This is a genomic window from Laceyella sediminis (genome assembly GCF_003003125.1).
In the GTDB taxonomy this organism is placed as follows: domain Bacteria; phylum Bacillota; class Bacilli; order Thermoactinomycetales; family Thermoactinomycetaceae; genus Laceyella; species Laceyella tengchongensis.
In genome coordinates this window covers 1-17,949 of record NZ_PVTZ01000009.1, presented here as the reverse complement: position 1 = coordinate 17,949, position 17,949 = coordinate 1, and the positions used below count along the sequence as shown (strand labels likewise).

Sequence of the window (17,949 nt, the reverse complement as noted above, 5' to 3'; positions counted from 1 at the left end):
TGACTGTACCTCTTTCTTTACGGCAACCTAAACAACCGTTTTGCATTCTCCTGTGTGGCTTGAGCCAACTCCTCAAACGTTATGCCCCGAAGCTCCGCAATCGCCTCAGCCACCAATCGTACATACCCGGTTTCGTTCCGTTTGCCCCGGTAAGGGTGTGGCGCAAGATATGGGCAATCCGTTTCCAACAACAGCCGATCCAAGGGGACGTTCCGGGCAATTTCTTTAGGCAATGTGGCGCGGTTTTTGAATGTGACGGGACCTCCCAATCCGATCATGAAGTTAAGCCGCAAGCATTCCTCCATGATCGCTAAATCTCCACCAAAACAGTGCATGACTCCACCTACCTCGTCTGCCCCCTCTTCCTTGAGGATTCTCACTACATCTTCATGGGCATCACGGTCATGAATGATGATGGGATAGCCCGTTTCGCGGGCGATGGCAATCTGTCTGCGGAACACTTCCGCCTGCACATCGCGCGGCGAGTTGTCCCAATAATAATCCAATCCCATTTCCCCCAACGCCACCACTTTGGGATGCTCGGTCAATTCTCGAATCCAAGCTAAATCTTCCTCTGTACAATCTTTGGCGTCATGTGGATGCCAACCCACTGCCGCATAAATGAAATCATACGCTTCCGCCAATTCCAAGGTCGTGCGGATCGTTTCACGGTTGTAACCGACATTGATAATCGTCTGTACACCGAATTCTTCACGCGCCCGTCGGATCACTTGGTCGCGATCGTCCGCAAACTTCGGATCGTTAAGATGAGCATGGGTGTCAAACAACATAACTGCATTAAACCTCCTCATTGAATCAATCTCTTTATAGAAAACCAGTCAGCAGGCCTTAGCTAACGGGGCCAAACAGCGGGAACGGGTCTTGCCAGGCACAATCGATGTCATGCCTGGCAAGACCCGCCTTCTGATTTTTCACCGCGATGGCCACGAGCCGGCGTCAATGCGCCAAACTTGTCGTCGCTGGCGCCTTAGGGTCCGCGGTTGCCACCGGATCTCCCGGCAAGAGGCGCATCCGCTTCACCGGCAAAACCACGACATCGGCGCGGCCCACGATCTCATTCAGTGATACCGGCCCGATCATGCGGCTGTCTTTGCTGTTGTTGCGATTGTCTCCCATCACATACAAAGAATTGGCGGGAACGGTGGTGGGTTTATAGTTCGTTCCTTCGTTCATCGGCCCGTTAATGTAAGGCTCGTTCAACGCGATACCATTACGGTAAACCTTGCCGTCTTTAATTTCGATCCGGTCCCCCGGCAATCCGATCACCCGCTTGATGAAATCCCGTTCCTCCGCAGTGTGGAAGACAACGATATCACCATACTCCGGCGTGCTGACCCGATAGATCCATTTGTTTACAATCAGCAACTCTTCCCCATCTAGGGTCGGTTCCATCGAAGCCCCATGCACTTCATACGGGGCAAATAAAAACGTGCGGATAACCACGGCGATGACGACGGCCACCAAGATGGCAGCAATCCATTCCAATACGGTCATCCAAGAATTGGACGAGCTTTTGGTCTCTGACATTCATAGCCCTCCTGTAACCAGTTCTGGCGCATGTTCGTTCTGGTTTGCGGTCAGCGGGAGCCGACGGCCTCTTGTCCCGTGAGTAACTTGGTATGTTTGATCGGCAACACAACCACATCGGCGCGGCCCACCACCCGCGACAGCGGAATAGCTCCAAGATCGCGGCTGTCCCTGCTGTTTTCACGATTGTCACCCAACACGTACAGCGAACCCTTCGGAACCACGGTCGTCCGGGTATCGTCCCGGGTGTATGTCGTCCCTTGGATATAAGGCTCGTTCAGCATCTTTCCGTTTCGATACACCTTGCCATTCTTGATCTCAATCCGGTCTCCCGGCAAACCGATCACTCGCTTGATGAAGTCGCGCCCTTCTTCGGCATGAAACACGACAATATCTCCATAAGCTGGTTCATGCATGCGATACGACCATTTGTTCACGATGATTTTCTCGTCATTTATCAATGTGGGTTCCATCGATGCGCCGTGCACATCATAAGGACTAAACAGGAAAACCCGAATAATCCCGGCGATCACCAGCGATACGGCAATGGTGCCCACCCACTCAAAGGTGGATCGAACCGCAGATGAGCTTTTCTTAATCATTGTGACCTCCTTATCCAAGCGAAAATCTTGCAAGGGCGTAGGCTGATCGGTGGAAGCCGCCCCCTTTCCCTAATGGGACGATGAACGAGCAAAAGAAGGGGGTCACCTGTATTCGGCACGGGAACCAGACGGTGTCCGATTGCGGCACCGAAGCGGCGGTTCCCCCCGCTAGATTCGGTCTACTTCACTTTGGAGCCGTTAGGAATATCGCCCGACACAGTCGCTAGCACCAAGCGATCTCCTTGGGAAGCCGCCAAAATCATACCTTGGGATAGTTCACCACGCAATTTGACCGGCTTCAAATTCGTTACGCAAATCACCTTTTGCCCCACCAACTCTTCCGGACGGTAATGCTCGGCAATGCCCGAAACCACTTGCCGTTTCTCTTCTCCCAAATCGAGTTGCAACTTCAACAGGCGATCCGCTTTAGGCACGCGATCCGCTGCGACAACTTCCGCCACCCGTAAATCTACTTTGCCAAAATCTTCGATGCCAATGATTCCTTCCATCTCTTTTTGTTCCTCCCGTTTTGCCTCTTTTTGTTTTGTGTTCCGCTCCTCTGCGGCCGGAGCTGCTGAAGTGGTCATCCGATAAATGGCTTCAATCTCCTCTTTCGCATCCAAGCGCGGGAAGATCGGATTCCCTTTTTTCGTTTGGGTTCCCGGACGCAATCCGCCAAACGCGGCCAAGCTTTCCCATGAAGTCTGCGGGCCTTCTTCCAAGCCCAATTGCGCCCACATCTTGGACGGGGTTTGCGTCATGAACGGCTGGATCATGATGCTGACCATTCTCAGCACTTCAAGCAGATGATATAGCACTGAACCGAGGAGATGGTGCTTGCCTGGATCTTTAGCCAAGTTCCACGGCTGGGTTTGTTCGATGTACCGGTTCCCTGCCCGTACCAACTCCCAGATGGCGGTAGCGGCAACAGAGAATTGGAATTTATCCATCTCCGCTTCCACACGCTTGACCGTATTCAGCGTCAACTCCCGGAACGCCTCGTCGTATTCCGTAGCACCTTCGACCATCTCCGGCACAACCCCTTGATGGTACTTTTCAACCATGGTCAAGGTGCGGTGCAATAGATTTCCCAAATCATTGGCCAAATCGGCATTCAGCCGTTCCACAAACGCTTCTGGGGTGAAAACGCCATCCGATCCAAACGGCACTTCTCTCATCAGGAAATAACGCATTGCATCCAAACCAAACCGCTCAATCAACGGAACTGGATCAATCACGTTTCCTTTGGATTTGGACATTTTCTCCCCTTGCACCAAGATCCACCCATGGGCGAACACTTTCTTTGGCAACGGCAGACCGAGCGCCATCAAAAAGATGGGCCAATAAATGGTGTGAAAGCGAACAATCTCTTTCCCAACCAAGTGCACATCCGCTGGCCAATATTTCTTATACTTAGCGTCATCGCCAACGCCGTACCCCAGCGCAGAAATGTAGTTTGTCAACGCATCCAACCACACGTAAACGACATGCTCAGGATCGTCCGGCACTTTGATGCCCCAATCAAACGTGGTGCGAGAGATGCTCAAGTCTTCCAAGCCGGGTTTGATGAAGTTTTGGATCATCTCGTTTTTACGGGATTCCGGCTCAATGAAACCGGGATTCTCCTCATAGAAACGCAACAGGCGGTCGGCGTATTTGCTCATGCGGAAGAAATAACTCTTCTCTTTGATTTTGCTAATGGGGCGGCCGCAGTCAGGACAAAGCCCATCCTGGACTTGGCGGTCGGTGAAAAACGCTTCATCGTCCACGCAATACCAGCCTTCATACTCACCGAGGTAGATATCCCCCTGCTCCAACAGTTGCTTGAAGATTTTTTGTACGACTCGCTTATGGCGCTCATCGGTGGTGCGGATGAAATCGTCATAAGAGATGTCGAGCTTTTTCCACAACTCTTTAATACCCGCAACGATCTCATCAACAAACGCTTTCGGTGTTTTGCCTTCTGCTTGCGCCTTTTTCTGGATTTTCTGACCATGTTCATCCGTGCCGGTCAAGTACATGACGTCGAAACCCCGAAGTCGTTTGTACCTAGCGATCACATCTCCAGCTACAGTAGTGTAAGCATGACCGATATGTAGTTTGGCACTTGGGTAATAGATGGGTGTCGTAAGGTAAAAGGTTTGTTTCTGTTCACTCACTTTTCCCCGCTCCTTTCAAATACAATATAAAAAATCCCGCCCACACAGTTGGGGCGAGATTGTTTCACGCGGTACCACCCAATTTCAGCGTCGCCTAACAAGCATGGCGATGCCCTCATTCAAAACCCCTAACGCGGGTTCACGTTCTTTCCTACTCAGATCAGCGTTTCAGAAAGAATTCTCCAGGGCCATCTTCATTAGCTTCGGCTATGCTGGCTTTCACCTGATCCAGCTCTCTGGCGATAGCGCCCACTAACTACTCTTCCCCTTCACAGAAGCTCATAGGTATACGAACTTTTCGCACTTCACTATTATACATCATTCTATTTCGGCCGCTCAAGCATCGACACAATTAGTTTAACCGTTCTGTTGGTTTTTTATGACATTTTTTCTGTAACCTGATGCCTGACTACGTCCCCCGCTACTTCCCTAACGGCGGTCGTAACGCACCGCAAACGGAGTTTCATGCTTTTTCAGTTTGCCGTCCCGTGCTAGCCGCTCCAATTCTTGTTTCAATCGAGTCACATCCCAAGAAAGACCACACTCCCGGTTCACCAGGGTCACGGTGGGCACCAAATCCGTTTCAAACACAGGCAAGGCTTCAAGCAGACAGGAAACCACTTTGTCATCTTGGGCTTCAGCGAATTGCTTCAGTTCATCAAACGGATTGGACAAGTGTGGGCTACGGGTGTAAGCACAACGCACACGGATGAAGATGGTACGCCCAAACACCGCCGAAGAGACAAAAGTGTCTCCAGAACGGAGGTACGGTAGCCGTTTGCCCTCCTCCGGGGTCAAATCGGTCTCTTCCCGCAACGTGGCGATATCGGTACCCCTGACCGTCCGGAAGACAAACTTGGTGTTGAGCTGGGCAGTGATCGTCTCATCCAACAGCGTGGGCCGTTGCGTGGCCAACACAAGAAACACCCCGTATTTTCTTCCTTCCTGTGCAATTTCCTTTAAAATGGATTTGGCCGGAGAATCCAGCGCTTTGGGGGCGAAGTTATGCGCTTCGTCAGTCACCACCACAAATGGGGGAAAGAAACGCCCCTCTTCCCCGTTCATTCTAGCATCTTTGTATTCACGCCGTTTGCGGTAGAGGGAGCCGATCACATACGTGGCAAACACTTGCAACACCCATGTGCTTCCTTGCACCACCACCAGCTTCCCTTGCTCCAAGCCCCGTTCGATCGCTCGGATATCTTGTTGGAACAATCCCGCTTTTTCCAAGCGTTGCAACCGCCAATGAACCCCTTTGACAGAGGACGGCGGCAAAGTGCCAAACTGATTTAACAACTTTTTGAGGTCATGAATCCGCTGGACATCGGTAGGAGTGAGTTCGGGATTCTGCAACTGGCGGTCAAGCCCCTGTTTGCCCTCTTCCAACGCCTGTACCAAGTTGCTAACGCGGTCGCTAAACGAGATAAAGGAATCGCGTTTGCGGTGTAACATCTGAATGACATTGACCATGGCGTCTGACAATTGGCTTCCAGCGGCCCCCAACAATTCTGTCACATCACGGGTCGACAGATCCGAGAAAGAGATCCCAACATCGCGCCCAATTTGCACCGCAGTATAGCAATCGGTAAATTGGATCCCTTTGTCTTCCATTCCCGGGGTGCGCTCACTGAAATCCATTTCAAAATGGGGATCGAATACCATCGTGGGAATCCGTAGCTTCATCAGTTCCTCCAACATCACCCGCAACCCAAACGACTTACCCGAACCCGATCCGCCAAACACCCCAATATGCGGATATTGCTGCATCGTCTTAATGTCGAAAATGAAAGGAACCCCCCATTGTGGACGGAGTTGCCCTTGTTCCATAATCATAACCTGGTCTTTCAAATCTGGAGAGATGGTGGCCCCCATCGACTCCGTTCCCCGAATCTCTCCTAACAGCATCCCTTCTTCCGGGGAGGATTTCACCAACAGGCTCCGCACCTCTTCAAACTTCGGCAATCGAACCGCACAACCCGTCCGCACCGGATGGGGGGCTTCCTCGTATAGCCGCAATTTCGCCAGATTGATTTCATCCGACTCGATGTCATATCCGATTTGTTCCAACGTTTGGATCACTTGAGCATCGACCAAAGACTTATCCAAACCCATGGGTATCAAGCGGTTGTAAGACATCGATTCGACCACTTCACCCCGCGGATAATCCAACTGCGCATCTTCAACGACCAAAATCTCATTGATGCGAAACTTGCGATCCCGCGATACGATATAAACTTCTTGTTGTGTGGTTACGCCTACAACTTGCATCGACTTCTCCCTCTCCTTCTAAATCATGCGGTCACTTCGCTTCATCGACAACAAACGGTGCCGCAAATCGGCGTCAATATATTGTTCCACCATCGTCTCCACCAATGGATTGGTCACCCGCACCTGATTGTCCACAATATCCAACCAAAACGGGATGCCACGTCCTTGTTCCGGCGTCAAGCTATAAATCAGCCTGACCAGAGCCAGCCGCTCCTTTCCTTGCGACATTAAGCCGTCCAGTCCGATCGGTTGCGGACTCCGAGATGAGCGAAACGCCATTTTCCACATCTGGCTCCCCGCCGGGCTCCACCCTTCCCACTCAAACGCTTCACCCGGTTTCAGTACACCGTACAGCAAATCGCGGTCCGACCAAGCAGAATACTCCGGAAACAACTCGCGCACCAATCCCCTTGTGCCAATCTCTTCCGATACCCCGATCATGAGCGTGCCCTTTTCCTCAGCCAACTGGGCCAAGAGTTCCCAACTTTCAGCGTCATCGATCCAGAAATGGAGAAGCGACCCATCCATTAACACCACACGCGGTTCCCATTCTAACACAGCCTCCCGCGCCACTTTTAATTCCAATTGCGACAAGAGCGTCCCCCGCTTTTTGGCTTCTCTGGCTGCTTGTCCATCCCCGGCCTCTTCTTCTTCCAACAGCGGCGTGTATACGTCAGCGGCCCACTTTTCTTCCCCTCGCGTACCCTTGGCCAAGGCCTGAAACACAGACAGGGTTCGCATTTGTGAACCTTTGGTGGAGTTGACTGAACCATCTACCCCGATCAAGGCTCCCCCTTGCAAAAAATCGCGCAATTCCCCGTCAGGCCATTTATCAATCTGGTGGAATGTGCCCACTTTGTGCAATCGCTCCCTAATTTTGTGCTCATCAAATGCCTCTTCGGGATAAAGGGCCCGTAGCGATTGGTTCAATTTCTTCAATTTTTCTTTCAGTTCTTCTGAGACCGGCAACATTCCGCATCCCTCCTATCCTCTATTGTTGAGCATGATTCCAGCGAAGGCAACCGATTTTTCCCATCAACTATCTGCTCCACCACACAAATGCAACTATTTATATTGTCAATACATTTCATACCAATGTAAAACTTTTTCGCTGTCAAATGTAACATATCAATTAACATGATTAAGGAATTTTCTATAAAAATCCTCTTATTATATTGACTGTTATGGGAATGGTTGGTATGATGAACTTAGCGTCAATGTCGAAATTTGACGTCAATTTACAGATAAAAAAACCAAAACCAAACACCAAAGCTGAGAGGGGATTCAAACATGTTGAAATCCACAGGCATCGTACGCAAGGTTGACGAATTGGGTCGTGTGGTGATTCCGATCGAATTGCGTCGAACCTTAGGAATCGGCGAAAAAGACGCCTTAGAAATCTATGTTGACGGTGAAAGAATCGTCCTTAAAAAATATGAACCGGCTTGCATTTTCTCCGGTGAAGTTGATGAAACCATCCGCTACAAAAACAAAGTCGTCAGCAAGAAATGTGTAGAAGAGATGTATATGATGATTAAAGGTGAAAAAGTGACGGTTGAATAATCTTATCCCTTAAACAAAATATTTCTCCATTCTCTCATGCATTTCATGTTGATACAAGCTACACAACCTTATACATAACAGACATCCCGCATGGGAAATGGCTTAGTTCATACTAAGACGAAATTCTAAATATTAAACCAATTTATGTCGCATTGACATAGCGGGTTCAATCGGCATACAAGGCGAGATCGCTTGGGAAAGGGCGGTCTCGCTTTTGTTTTCTTTTCCTAGTAAACGCCTCGTCGGGTGTGAAAGGAGCGGAAAACAGGCTTCATCGCAGGCCTTCGACAAACGACAGGGACCCCTCCCACTAGGAAAGAGTCCCTGCTCGGTGATTTATTACCCTTGTTCGATGATTTTTTTGATTTGGTCCTTCAACAGCTCCGATTTCGTGCCAAACACTGCTTGGAAGTTGCCTTTGCCGACTTGCACGACACCTGCTGCCCCTAGCTTTTTCAGCTGATCCTGATCCAATTTGCTTTCATCTTTCACTGTCATGCGCAAACGAGTTGTGCAGGCATCCAACTTCTCAATGTTTTCCTTACCACCGATCGCTTGCAACACGTTTTGCGCCAACTCATCATCACCAGCCGGGGCGGAAGCTGGACGCGCTTCATCCTCTTGTGCCTCTTGTTCTTCACGCCCTGGGGTTCTCAAATTGAACACACGAATCAGCACCCGGAACAGTACATAATAGATCACCGCATACACCAAGCCTACGCCAAACAGCAACCATGGCTTGGTGGCCAGATTCATATTCAGGAAGAAGTCGATAGCCCCTGCCGAGAAGGTGAACCCGTGCTTAATACCCAAGGTGGTTACAACAGCCATCGACACCCCGGTCAAAATGGCGTGCACCACATACAACAGCGGCGCCACAAACATGAATGAGAATTCAATCGGTTCGGTGATCCCTGTCAGAAATGCCGTCAACGCCGCACTGATCAAAACACCAGACGCCAGTTTACGTTGCGATTTTTTCGCTTCGTGAATCATCGCCAAACATGCCGCAGGCAGACCAAACATCAGCACGGGATAGAAGCCTGTCATAAAGAGACCTGCTGTTTTGTCCCCTGCGAAGAACCGGGTCAAGTCCCCCGTCACCGTTTTGCCAGCTTCGGTTACAAACTCACCGATGTTGAACCACACCAAAGAGTTTAAGATATGGTGCAAACCAAACAGGATCAAGAGCCGGTTTAGCAAACCGTACACAAACGACCCAATGGAACCCTGTGCGATCATCCAATTGCCGACCGCGCTGATTACCCCTTGCACAGCGGGCCAAATGAATAAGAACAAAATCCCAATGGCCACCATGGCAAATGAGGTGACAATCGGCACAAAGCGTTTGCCGCCAAAAAATTGGAGCCAATCGGGTAGTTTGATATCATGATAACGGTTATAAAGGCCTGCAGAAACTAACCCTGTGATAATGCCGCCCAACACACCCGTGTCCAGTTTCAACTCTTCCGTGTTGCCGAGATCGACGATCTGCTTCATCACGAAATATCCCACTACTGCCGCCAATGCCGCGGCACCCGCACTTTCCGTCAATCCCAAAGCAACCCCTACCGCAAACAAGATCGGCAGGTTGTCAAAAATCGCTCCGCCACCTTTGGCCATAATTTCACCAATACGGAAAATCATGGTCCCTTTGGCGAAATAAGCTGGGTCACTCAGCAACGCGCCGAAGCGGAGCAACAGACCGGCTGCCGGCAATACAGCGATAGGCAACATCAGTGACCGGCCAATGCGTTGCAAGAATCCCAATACACTTCCACTGTTCTTGCTCAATCCAAACACCTCCAATAAGGAATGATTACAACAAAATTGGTATAGACAATATACCTTTGAATTAATCATATCGCATTTTGCGAAAATGTAAACCTTTTCACCCTAACCATTTCTTTGCATGTGATATGGATAAAGGTCAAAGAGGTATATGATCTATTCCTTTTCTGTTTATCGGTTTCCTCTTTATATTTTGCTTGATATTAATTAAACCTGTTATAATCCCCCTTAAAACTCCTTTCTCCAAAGTATGTCCGTTTGCAATTGTCACGCATGCATCAGTCCTGAGCCCGTCCTTAAGACGCAACCTGACGTAAAACAGGCGGGAACGATTATTATACCGCAACCCGCCTCAAGTCTGAACATGAAATTCTGTTTTACCGGCATAATCATTGGATGAATTACTCAGATCCCTTATGATACATGTTGTAAATTTCTCTTTTGGGCAGACCCCGTTCTTGGGCCGCTTGCAAAATGGCTTCTTTCTTGCTACTTCCTTTCTCGATGATCGCCTCAACATGATCGATCACGGACAGCCCTTCCCACCAAGAGGGGTGCTCTTCCTCTCGCACCTCCCCTGCCCCTTCAACGACAATGACATACTCCCCACGCGGACCTTGTTCTTTGATATAAGCCAAACAGTCCGCCAAATTGCCACGCAACCACTCCTCATGTTTTTTCGTTAATTCGCGAGGTATGGCCACGTGTCTGTTTCCTAACACCTCCAACAGATCGGTCAACATCTCGGGCAAGCGATGGGGCGCCTCATACAAAAGCAAGGTGGCGGGCGCATTTTTCCATTTGGCCAGTTCCTCTTTCCGCCCTTTACTCGATCGCGGCAAAAACCCGATAAACAAGAAAGGTTGCGTCGGCAAACCGGATGCCACCAACGCCGTCAATGCTGCATTGGGCCCCGGAATCGGCACAACAGTGATCCCTTCCGTCACCGCCTGGCGCACAACCTCTTCACCCGGATCAGATATGCCGGGTAACCCCGCATCGCTGACCAGCGCGATTCGCATCCCATCTTTTAATTTTGCAACCAATTCCGCTCCGCGTTTCTGCTCATTATGCTCGTGATAACTCACCAACGGTGTCGACAGCCCCAAATGGTTTAGCAATTTGCGCGTGTGCCGAGTGTCTTCTGCAGCAATTAAATCCACCTCAGCCAATATGGCTTTCGCGCGATCACTCATGTCTTGCAAATTGCCGATCGGTGTCCCCACTATGTACAAGATGCCTTGGTTCTCATCCGCAAAACTCTTTTGCCGTTCCATACCAACTCCCCTTTCTTCGGTCACGCTGCCCGCATTTTGTTTGCCCTTGGCGCATCTGCCCCTCACAACTCCTCCAAACTGTCTGGCAACGGCCCATGGGTACGGATCAATTGCCATTTTTGCTCCCTTGTCAATTGCTTGATTTCCCATTCCCGCCGTAGCGCCCAGCCGCGATCTCCTCCCGTTTCCACATATCTCACCGTCACGGGACGCCGGGTGCGTGTATACTTAGACGCCCTACCCTGTGCATGCTGGCGAAGGCGGCGCTTTAAATCACAAGTGATTCCTGTATACAGGGTGCCGTCACTGCATTCCAACATATACACCACATATGGTTTCCCCATCATTTTCCCACCTTGGAAGCAATTGCGGAGCCGGAGTCTGCTTACGGCAGCCGACGATGGATTCGCCGAAAAAGCCCCGCCAGTAAAGAAAAAACGCCGGCGTCTGGGCAAGATTACGCGCCCAGACCTCCCAGCGTTATTTTTCCTTTGATGATTTATTGAGAAAAGCGATACAGAATAGGCAATCTCCATCACCTCTAAGCCGTCCGTAATGGACATTGCATATGTGGAATCCTTCGTCATACAGATTCGACAGATGGTTGACGCCTTTGTGTGTGGACTCGTCCTCCACTTCGGCTTTTTGGGAAGGGGGCAACTTTTCGGTTTGTTGTGGCAAAGGTGGTTCTTTGGCCACAAACAATTCTTTCAAACGCTGGTTTTCCATCACCAATCTGGTGTTCTCTTCAATCAATTCGACAATCTGTTCTTTTAAGCCACCCAACCCTTTGTACATCTCACCAATCTGTTGCTCCATTTGGGCAACCCGTTTAAAGATTTCTTCTTTGTCCAAGCCCCCCCACCTCGTTTAACACCCAAGTGGTTAGTTTCTTCACTTGCGACTGATTAGACTCTGCTGGCTTGCGGCGAACGTTTGCCTTTGACATTGTGAATCAGATGTTCCACCACAGCCCCTGTCTCCCTTATTTCGACCTGCACCCTACGCTCAAGCAGATTGAGAGCCACCACCCGGCCTTCGCCATCAGGTGTTGAAATCCGCTCTCCGATGTCCGGCAACAGTTGCTTGGCTTCTTCATAAATATCATTCTCATACTTCAAACAGCACATCAACCGGCCGCACAAGCCTGAGATTTTGGTTGGATTTAGCGAAAGATTTTGGTCTTTCGCCATTTTGATTGAAACAGGCTCAAAATCACCCAAAAACGAAGAACAGCATAACACCCGGCCACACGGCCCGATACCCCCAAGCATTTTTGCTTCATCTCGCACACCGATTTGGCGCAGTTCAATCCGTGTTCGGAACACTGCGGCCAAATCACGCACAAGCTCTCGAAAGTCAACTCGGCCATCCGCCGTGAAATAAAATATGATCTTATTGCGATCAAACGTATACTCGGCATCAACCAATTTCATTTCCAACTCATGTTGGTTGATTTTCTCTTGGCACACTTTCAACGCCGCTTTCGCTGCCCGGCGGTTCTCTTCCATTTGCTCAGTATCTCCAACTGTCGCAATCCGTAACACTTTTTTGAGCGGCAACACCACTTCGTCTTCCCTGACATGGCGGATTCCCATCACGACACTGCCATATTCTATGCCTCGCACCGTTTCCACTATCACGCGGTCGCCTTGTTCGACTTTGTGATCAACAGGATCAAAATAGTATATCTTACCCGCTTGTCTAAAGCGAACCCCAATCACTCTTAACACGTAAGCAATCCCTCCTGCGTTGCCCTACCAGTCCCAGTACGGCCAGAGGTTGCGTCCGATTCCTCTACCCTGTCAACCGTTTCCTCCTGCAAAACCGTCATCTATTCATCAACGAATGGATTATTCTTTCTAGAAGGGGCAGAAAATTCCCCTTCTATCATTCTATCACCTGATAACAAAAATGGGCAAACGCTTCTTTCAATTTGCCATGGTGGTTTTCTGCCATTCTTTCCAATTGCCAACCATTTGTGCCCAGCAATAAGAAACGTTTTTTGACAGGGGGTGAAACAGGGATAGTCATATGGTCTCATGAGGTTAGCTTTTGATTTGGGCCAATGAACAAAAATCCTGCATGATTCTCTCACTGATCTTCTCCACAGACATTCGTCCATCCAACACCACATACCGTTCTGGTTTCTCTTGGGCAAGGCTTAAATAGCCTGAACGCACACGCTCATGGAACATCTTCTCTTTCGATTCCATTCGATCCTTCTTAAGTCCGCGCTTTTGCATCCGTTCTTCGCCAAGCTCGACCGGAACATCTAACAAGTACGTTCGATCTGGCACCAGACCATTTGTGGCCCAGTGATTAATCCAGCGGATTTCATCCAAGCTCCAGCGCGCGCCATGCCCTTGATAAGCCAAACTGGAATCCACATACCGGTCACTTAGCACCACTTCTCCGCGCGCCAAGGCCGGTCGTATCACTTCTTCCACCAATTGCGCCCGGGACGCTGCATACAGCAGTGTTTCCGTGCGTTGTTTCATGTCACTGCATTCGGGGTTGTGAAGCACCATGCTTCGAATCAAATCGCCTATATACGTGCCGCCTGGTTCCCGCACTTGAACGCAAGGGATTCCCCGTTCTTTCAGGTTTTGGGCCAGCCGGTTGATTTGCGTTGATTTTCCAGCACCTTCAGGCCCTTCAAATGTAATGAATAATCCTCTCACAACAAATCCTCCACCATTCCTATCATTCAATTGCTGTCAGGGTCGGGACTTCTCCTTCATGCCTAATCCCTCTAACCCGCCCCCCCGCATGGATTACGTCTGTTATATAATCAATCCCGGCCTCCGTCAAACGCTCCCCAGGCAAAACAAGGGGAACTCCTGGCGGGTAAGGAACGATCATTTCCGCCGCGATCATGCCCACTGCTTGCTGCAATGGCACCCTCCGTTTGGGCCGCCTTCTCAATTGCGCCCAAGACAGATCCGCTTTTCGCCATTGCGGCAGGCTGGGCGGGTGCCCTGGTTTGGTTTTTGGCAACAGCGGTACCACTTTATCCAAGCGCCGCAATGCCTCGGTCAGGCGAACCAAATCCGTCGGCGTGGTTCCCATGGTGAATACAAACAGTACCGCTTCATGATCCGCCATCTCAGTGTAAACACCTTGAGATGCCAGCCATTCGGACAGCTGATAACCTGTCACACCTTGACCAGCGGTTAAACTCAATTTTAGCGGATCACGGAGTCCTGGGGGACGCCGTTCCGACAAATGACGCAAAGCTTTAATATTTCCCCGGAAATCTTGCAATCGACTCAACAATTCGACTAATGCTGCTTCCCCCTTTGTCGCCATCATGCGCCTAGTCACATCAAGGGAAGCCATCAATGGATAGGAAGGACTGCTAGATTGAATCACCTTCAGCCAATGCGCCACCTCATCCGCATTGATTCGGCTTCCTTTTAGATGCATCATGGAAGACATCGTCATAGAGGAGAGCATCTTATGGGTGGACTGAATGGATACATCCACCCCACCGTCCATGGCTGACGGCGGCAATCCGGGAGCAAATCCCAAGTGCGCCCCATGGGCTTCATCCACAACCAATGGCACACCATACCGATGACACACTTTCGCCAATTCCGCGACGGGCTGCACCAATCCCCAGTAAGTAGGGCTCGTCAACACCACCCCTTTTGCATCGGGGTGAAGACGAAGAACCTGTTCCAACACCTCCGGGTCAAGGGGACGCTCTTGTCCATCATCATCTACGCCCGCACTGAGATATACCGGAAGTGCGCCAGCTAACATGCAGGCATGAAACACGGATTGATGGCAGTTTCGCCCGACGATCAATGTTTCCCCAGGACGGCAAAGAGCCAGCACACTTGCCAGATTTCCCGCCGTCGTCCCTCCCACCAAAAAGAAGGTCCGATCCGCGCGAAAAAGGTCAGCGGCCAACAGCTCAGCATCCTGAATCACTCCCGTTGCATCGTGCAAATCATCCAGTTCTCCCACCTCTGTTAGATCCAACTCCAACAACGGGGAAAACCAAGACTTGCTTTTTTCATCAAAAGCGCTCCCTTGCTTATGTCCTGGCACATGAAAATTGGCGCATGAACGTTGACGGTGCGCTAACAACGCATCAAACAATGGTGCTTTCTCCTGCTCCGGCTTGTGCTTCAATTATTCTCTCCCCCTTTAAAAGAAAAAAGACTGGATTACGGATTCCAGTCTGATGCTTTTCACTCCAAACAGTTTTACTCTATCATGACCAGCCTAGGCCACTTCGTAACTTTCTTCCATAGGCAGTACGGTGACCCAAAGCCAGCCGCACCGATCATATCGCACTGTCAATCTGAATTCAATGGGCCAGCAATCTCCTTAAACGCCAAACATAATAAAGATAAACAGGATCCTCTACTTTACTTTTTACCATTTCCGTTTCACATGTACAACAAATTTGTTTGCCCAAAATCTCCAGACTCTCATGTTGCTCTTGACCGCAAATCAAACAAATTTGGGGCCGCTGATTCCCTTCCACCATCGCCACCACCTTCAACTTTTATCTCCATTATTTTCAACTTCCGCAATCTTTAAACAGATTCGTGCGCATAAACAGCAAGCCAAGCTTCACTTAGCTCATCTCATCTATTTCAATCGTTCTTGATCAGTCCAAACAGCGCTAATCAAGAAGGGGTTATCGAACAGGCGGCCTCTCTCCAACATGCTCCATCTATGGGTGGCACATGTTGCGGTTAGTTAACATTTTATTCAACAGCCATGATAAATATTTTTTATAAGACGTTGGTTAAGATATAAGACAAAAAGGGGTTTTCTTATGTTGCAGAGCAAACAGATATTGTTCTATATCTTTGGGTTGTTTATCCCGGTCAATCTGATGCTCCGGACTTTTTTATGGCATTTGCACCACCGGCAAACGAAGCACTCACGCTGAATCCCGTCTATCGGCCGGTATGCCTCCTTGAAGCTACACTGGCGGCGAGAAGCCGTGCGGAATCCCGTTTACAATGCACATGTGAGCAAAGATGGACGTCGGCTGTTCATAACCTCCTGGGATGAAAGGTCACATAACGCTGGTCGAATATGCCTTTGTGAACAACATGTGATCACCCCGCATCGTCTACATAGACTAACCTATCATCCCTTTGGCTTGCCTTTTGTGCAGTTGCAGTCATGAAAGACTTAAACTCCCGAGCTGCCTTGACTAACACTCTCCATGTAAATCGAAAGTTGCTCGGAAGAGAGTATGACTTAAGCAAATCACACCAAGCCGCTGTGGCTGATGTTAGTTTCAAACTGTGGAAGATATCTGCATGGCGTCGTTCGGGCTGATTGCTTAAAAAAACAGGTAACACCATCAGAAGACCACCCGATAATTCCCACATCTGCTCCTATTCATCTCTGCTATATGGTTAGAGCGTATTTTGGTTTGCCAGACACGTTTTAGAGCATGACTGATGAATGGGCCAGCGGATCTAAGCTGTTCTTATTTTCTTCACCTGTGACGTGCCACTCATTGGGAAACTCGTTTTCCGGCGCTTTCAGCTATCAACTTTTTTTCCAGGCATGTTCTAGAGAGTGTCTGATATTGATTAGCACCATTGTCTCATGCTCTCCAAGTGTGACAAGACTCGCTTGGAAAAGGTTATCCGCTACATCCCTAAACTTGATTTGCCGACAGTTCTAGGGCGTGTCTGATGAATAGGACAGTGACTCCAAAACCATTTTCTCATTCACTTCACGCGTGGTGAGACTTACCTGGAAAAGTTTTTTTCGCTGCTTCGATTCCACCAACTTGGTTTACCAAACACATTCTAGGCGTGTCTGATGAATAGACTAGCGGCTCCAAAACCATTTACTCATTCGCTTCACGCGTGGTGAGACTTACCTGGAAAAGATTTTTTCGCTACTTCGATCCCACCAACTTGGTTTACCAAACACATTCTAGGCGTGTCTGATGAATAGACTAGCGGCTCCAAAACCATTTACTTGTGCATCGGCGCTCCTCGAGAAAAGATTTTTCCGCTGCTTCTTCCCTACCAACTTGATTTGCCACACACCCTAGAGACTCTCGTATTACTCGACAGCCGCATTTGACTGTCTGTTGCCGCTCATTCCGCTGAACGGATTCATAGACAGCACCCTTGAGCGTTTTTCATTGAAAATACGTAATGGATCTTTTAAATAAGCAACCCCACTAATCATCGTACAAGAAGTGGGCAGCAGAACATCTCCGGGCTCACCTCACCCATGTGGCATGAAGCCCGCTCGCTCCTTTTGTTCCAAGCAAGGGTGAATCGGTTCCAAACAGCACTGCCCCTTGGCCACTGGCAGTGCCATATGATGAATCAACTTGCTAATATAAACAAAGCAAAAACCCCCACTTCATTCTGAAGTGGGGGTTAGTAGCCTGGCAACGACCTACTCTCCCAGGGCTTAAGCCCAAGTACCATCGGCGCTGGAGGGCTTAACTTCCGTGTTCGGTATGGGAACGGGTGGGTCCCCTCCGCCATCATCACCAGACGTTATGTTGTTGTTCAAGGTGTGAACCACACCCTGAAAATTAGAATGGAATAAAGCGTGTTGCAAGATGAAGAGATAGAAGTAGGATAAGCCCTCGACCGATTCGTATCCGTCAGCTAAACGCATTGCTACGCTTACACCTCGGACCGATCAACCTCGTCATCTACAAGGGGTCTTACTTCCACAGGGGAATGGGAAATCTCATCTTGAGGGGGGCTTCGCGCTTAGATGCTTTCA

15 protein-coding genes, 2 rRNA genes and 1 other annotated feature are annotated in these 17,949 nt (G+C 49.6%); of the genes, 1 reads left to right on the top strand and 16 read right to left on the bottom strand.

All coding sequences use genetic code 11. From position 1 onward, the window contains the following. Window positions 1–17: 17 nt before the first annotated feature. The 6 genes from CLV36_RS11250 to CLV36_RS11225 form a co-directional block, all read right to left on the bottom strand. Window positions 18–791 carry a TatD family hydrolase gene (locus CLV36_RS11250; protein ID WP_106342734.1) on the bottom strand — a complete coding sequence of 258 codons (774 nt, stop codon included), beginning with the start codon at window positions 789–791 and terminating at the stop codon, window positions 18–20. Between the two features lie 166 nt (window positions 792–957). Next, complete coding sequence (lepB, locus tag CLV36_RS11245) at window positions 958–1,548, bottom strand: signal peptidase I (RefSeq protein ID WP_102991243.1); 591 nt, start codon at window positions 1,546–1,548, stop codon at window positions 958–960. Between the two features lie 50 nt (window positions 1,549–1,598). After that, window positions 1,599–2,150 carry a signal peptidase I gene (lepB, locus tag CLV36_RS11240; RefSeq protein WP_106342733.1) on the bottom strand — a complete coding sequence of 184 codons (552 nt, stop codon included), beginning with the start codon at window positions 2,148–2,150 and terminating at the stop codon, window positions 1,599–1,601. A gap of 179 nt (window positions 2,151–2,329) precedes the next feature. Continuing rightward, window positions 2,330–4,309: a methionine--tRNA ligase gene (gene metG / locus CLV36_RS11235; RefSeq protein WP_106342732.1), complete on the bottom strand. Its 1,980-nt coding sequence runs from the start codon at window positions 4,307–4,309 to the stop codon at window positions 2,330–2,332. A 46-nt stretch (window positions 4,310–4,355) separates the two neighbouring features. Next, window positions 4,356–4,591, bottom strand: a binding site (T-box leader). A gap of 147 nt (window positions 4,592–4,738) precedes the next feature. Then, window positions 4,739–6,577, bottom strand: coding sequence for an ATP-binding protein (locus CLV36_RS11230; RefSeq protein ID WP_106342731.1), 1,839 nt, complete (start codon window positions 6,575–6,577; stop codon window positions 4,739–4,741). Between the two features lie 18 nt (window positions 6,578–6,595). Then, window positions 6,596–7,549: a DNA double-strand break repair nuclease NurA gene (locus CLV36_RS11225; protein WP_106342730.1), complete on the bottom strand. Its 954-nt coding sequence runs from the start codon at window positions 7,547–7,549 to the stop codon at window positions 6,596–6,598. 318 nt (window positions 7,550–7,867) lie between these two features. Between CLV36_RS11225 and CLV36_RS11220 the strand changes: the two genes are divergently transcribed. Continuing rightward, window positions 7,868–8,140: an AbrB/MazE/SpoVT family DNA-binding domain-containing protein gene (locus CLV36_RS11220; protein WP_022738711.1), complete on the top strand. Its 273-nt coding sequence runs from the start codon at window positions 7,868–7,870 to the stop codon at window positions 8,138–8,140. A 339-nt stretch (window positions 8,141–8,479) separates the two neighbouring features. Here CLV36_RS11220 and nagE read toward each other — a convergent pair whose 3' ends face one another. From nagE to CLV36_RS11165, 10 genes are all read right to left on the bottom strand, one after another. Continuing rightward, window positions 8,480–9,934: an N-acetylglucosamine-specific PTS transporter subunit IIBC gene (gene nagE / locus CLV36_RS11215; protein ID WP_259436104.1), complete on the bottom strand. Its 1,455-nt coding sequence runs from the start codon at window positions 9,932–9,934 to the stop codon at window positions 8,480–8,482. 398 nt (window positions 9,935–10,332) lie between these two features. Beyond that, complete coding sequence (rsmI, locus tag CLV36_RS11210; protein WP_106342810.1) at window positions 10,333–11,208, bottom strand: 16S rRNA (cytidine(1402)-2'-O)-methyltransferase; 876 nt, start codon at window positions 11,206–11,208, stop codon at window positions 10,333–10,335. A 62-nt stretch (window positions 11,209–11,270) separates the two neighbouring features. Then, complete coding sequence (locus CLV36_RS11205) at window positions 11,271–11,552, bottom strand: GIY-YIG nuclease family protein (protein ID WP_106342728.1); 282 nt, start codon at window positions 11,550–11,552, stop codon at window positions 11,271–11,273. A 136-nt stretch (window positions 11,553–11,688) separates the two neighbouring features. After that, on the bottom strand, window positions 11,689–12,063 hold the full coding sequence (locus tag CLV36_RS11200) for an initiation-control protein YabA (protein WP_102991235.1): 375 nt from the start codon (window positions 12,061–12,063) through the stop codon (window positions 11,689–11,691). A gap of 53 nt (window positions 12,064–12,116) precedes the next feature. Then, on the bottom strand, window positions 12,117–12,941 hold the full coding sequence (locus CLV36_RS11195) for a PSP1 domain-containing protein (RefSeq protein WP_106342727.1): 825 nt from the start codon (window positions 12,939–12,941) through the stop codon (window positions 12,117–12,119). Window positions 12,942–13,256: 315 nt separating this feature from the next. Beyond that, the gene (gene tmk / locus CLV36_RS11190; protein WP_102991233.1) at window positions 13,257–13,892 is read right to left on the bottom strand and encodes a dTMP kinase; all 636 of its coding nucleotides are present in this window, start codon (window positions 13,890–13,892) and stop codon (window positions 13,257–13,259) included. 22 nt (window positions 13,893–13,914) lie between these two features. After that, the gene (locus CLV36_RS11185) at window positions 13,915–15,351 is read right to left on the bottom strand and encodes an aminotransferase class I/II-fold pyridoxal phosphate-dependent enzyme (RefSeq protein WP_106342726.1); all 1,437 of its coding nucleotides are present in this window, start codon (window positions 15,349–15,351) and stop codon (window positions 13,915–13,917) included. Window positions 15,352–15,529: 178 nt separating this feature from the next. Then, entirely contained in the window at window positions 15,530–15,712 is a 183-nt protein-coding gene (locus CLV36_RS18035) for a sigma factor G inhibitor Gin (protein ID WP_223248086.1), read from the bottom strand. A 1,885-nt stretch (window positions 15,713–17,597) separates the two neighbouring features. Continuing rightward, window positions 17,598–17,712, bottom strand: a 5S ribosomal RNA gene (rrf, locus tag CLV36_RS11170). 82 nt (window positions 17,713–17,794) lie between these two features. Then, window positions 17,795–17,949, bottom strand: a 23S ribosomal RNA gene (locus CLV36_RS11165); the annotation flags it as partial.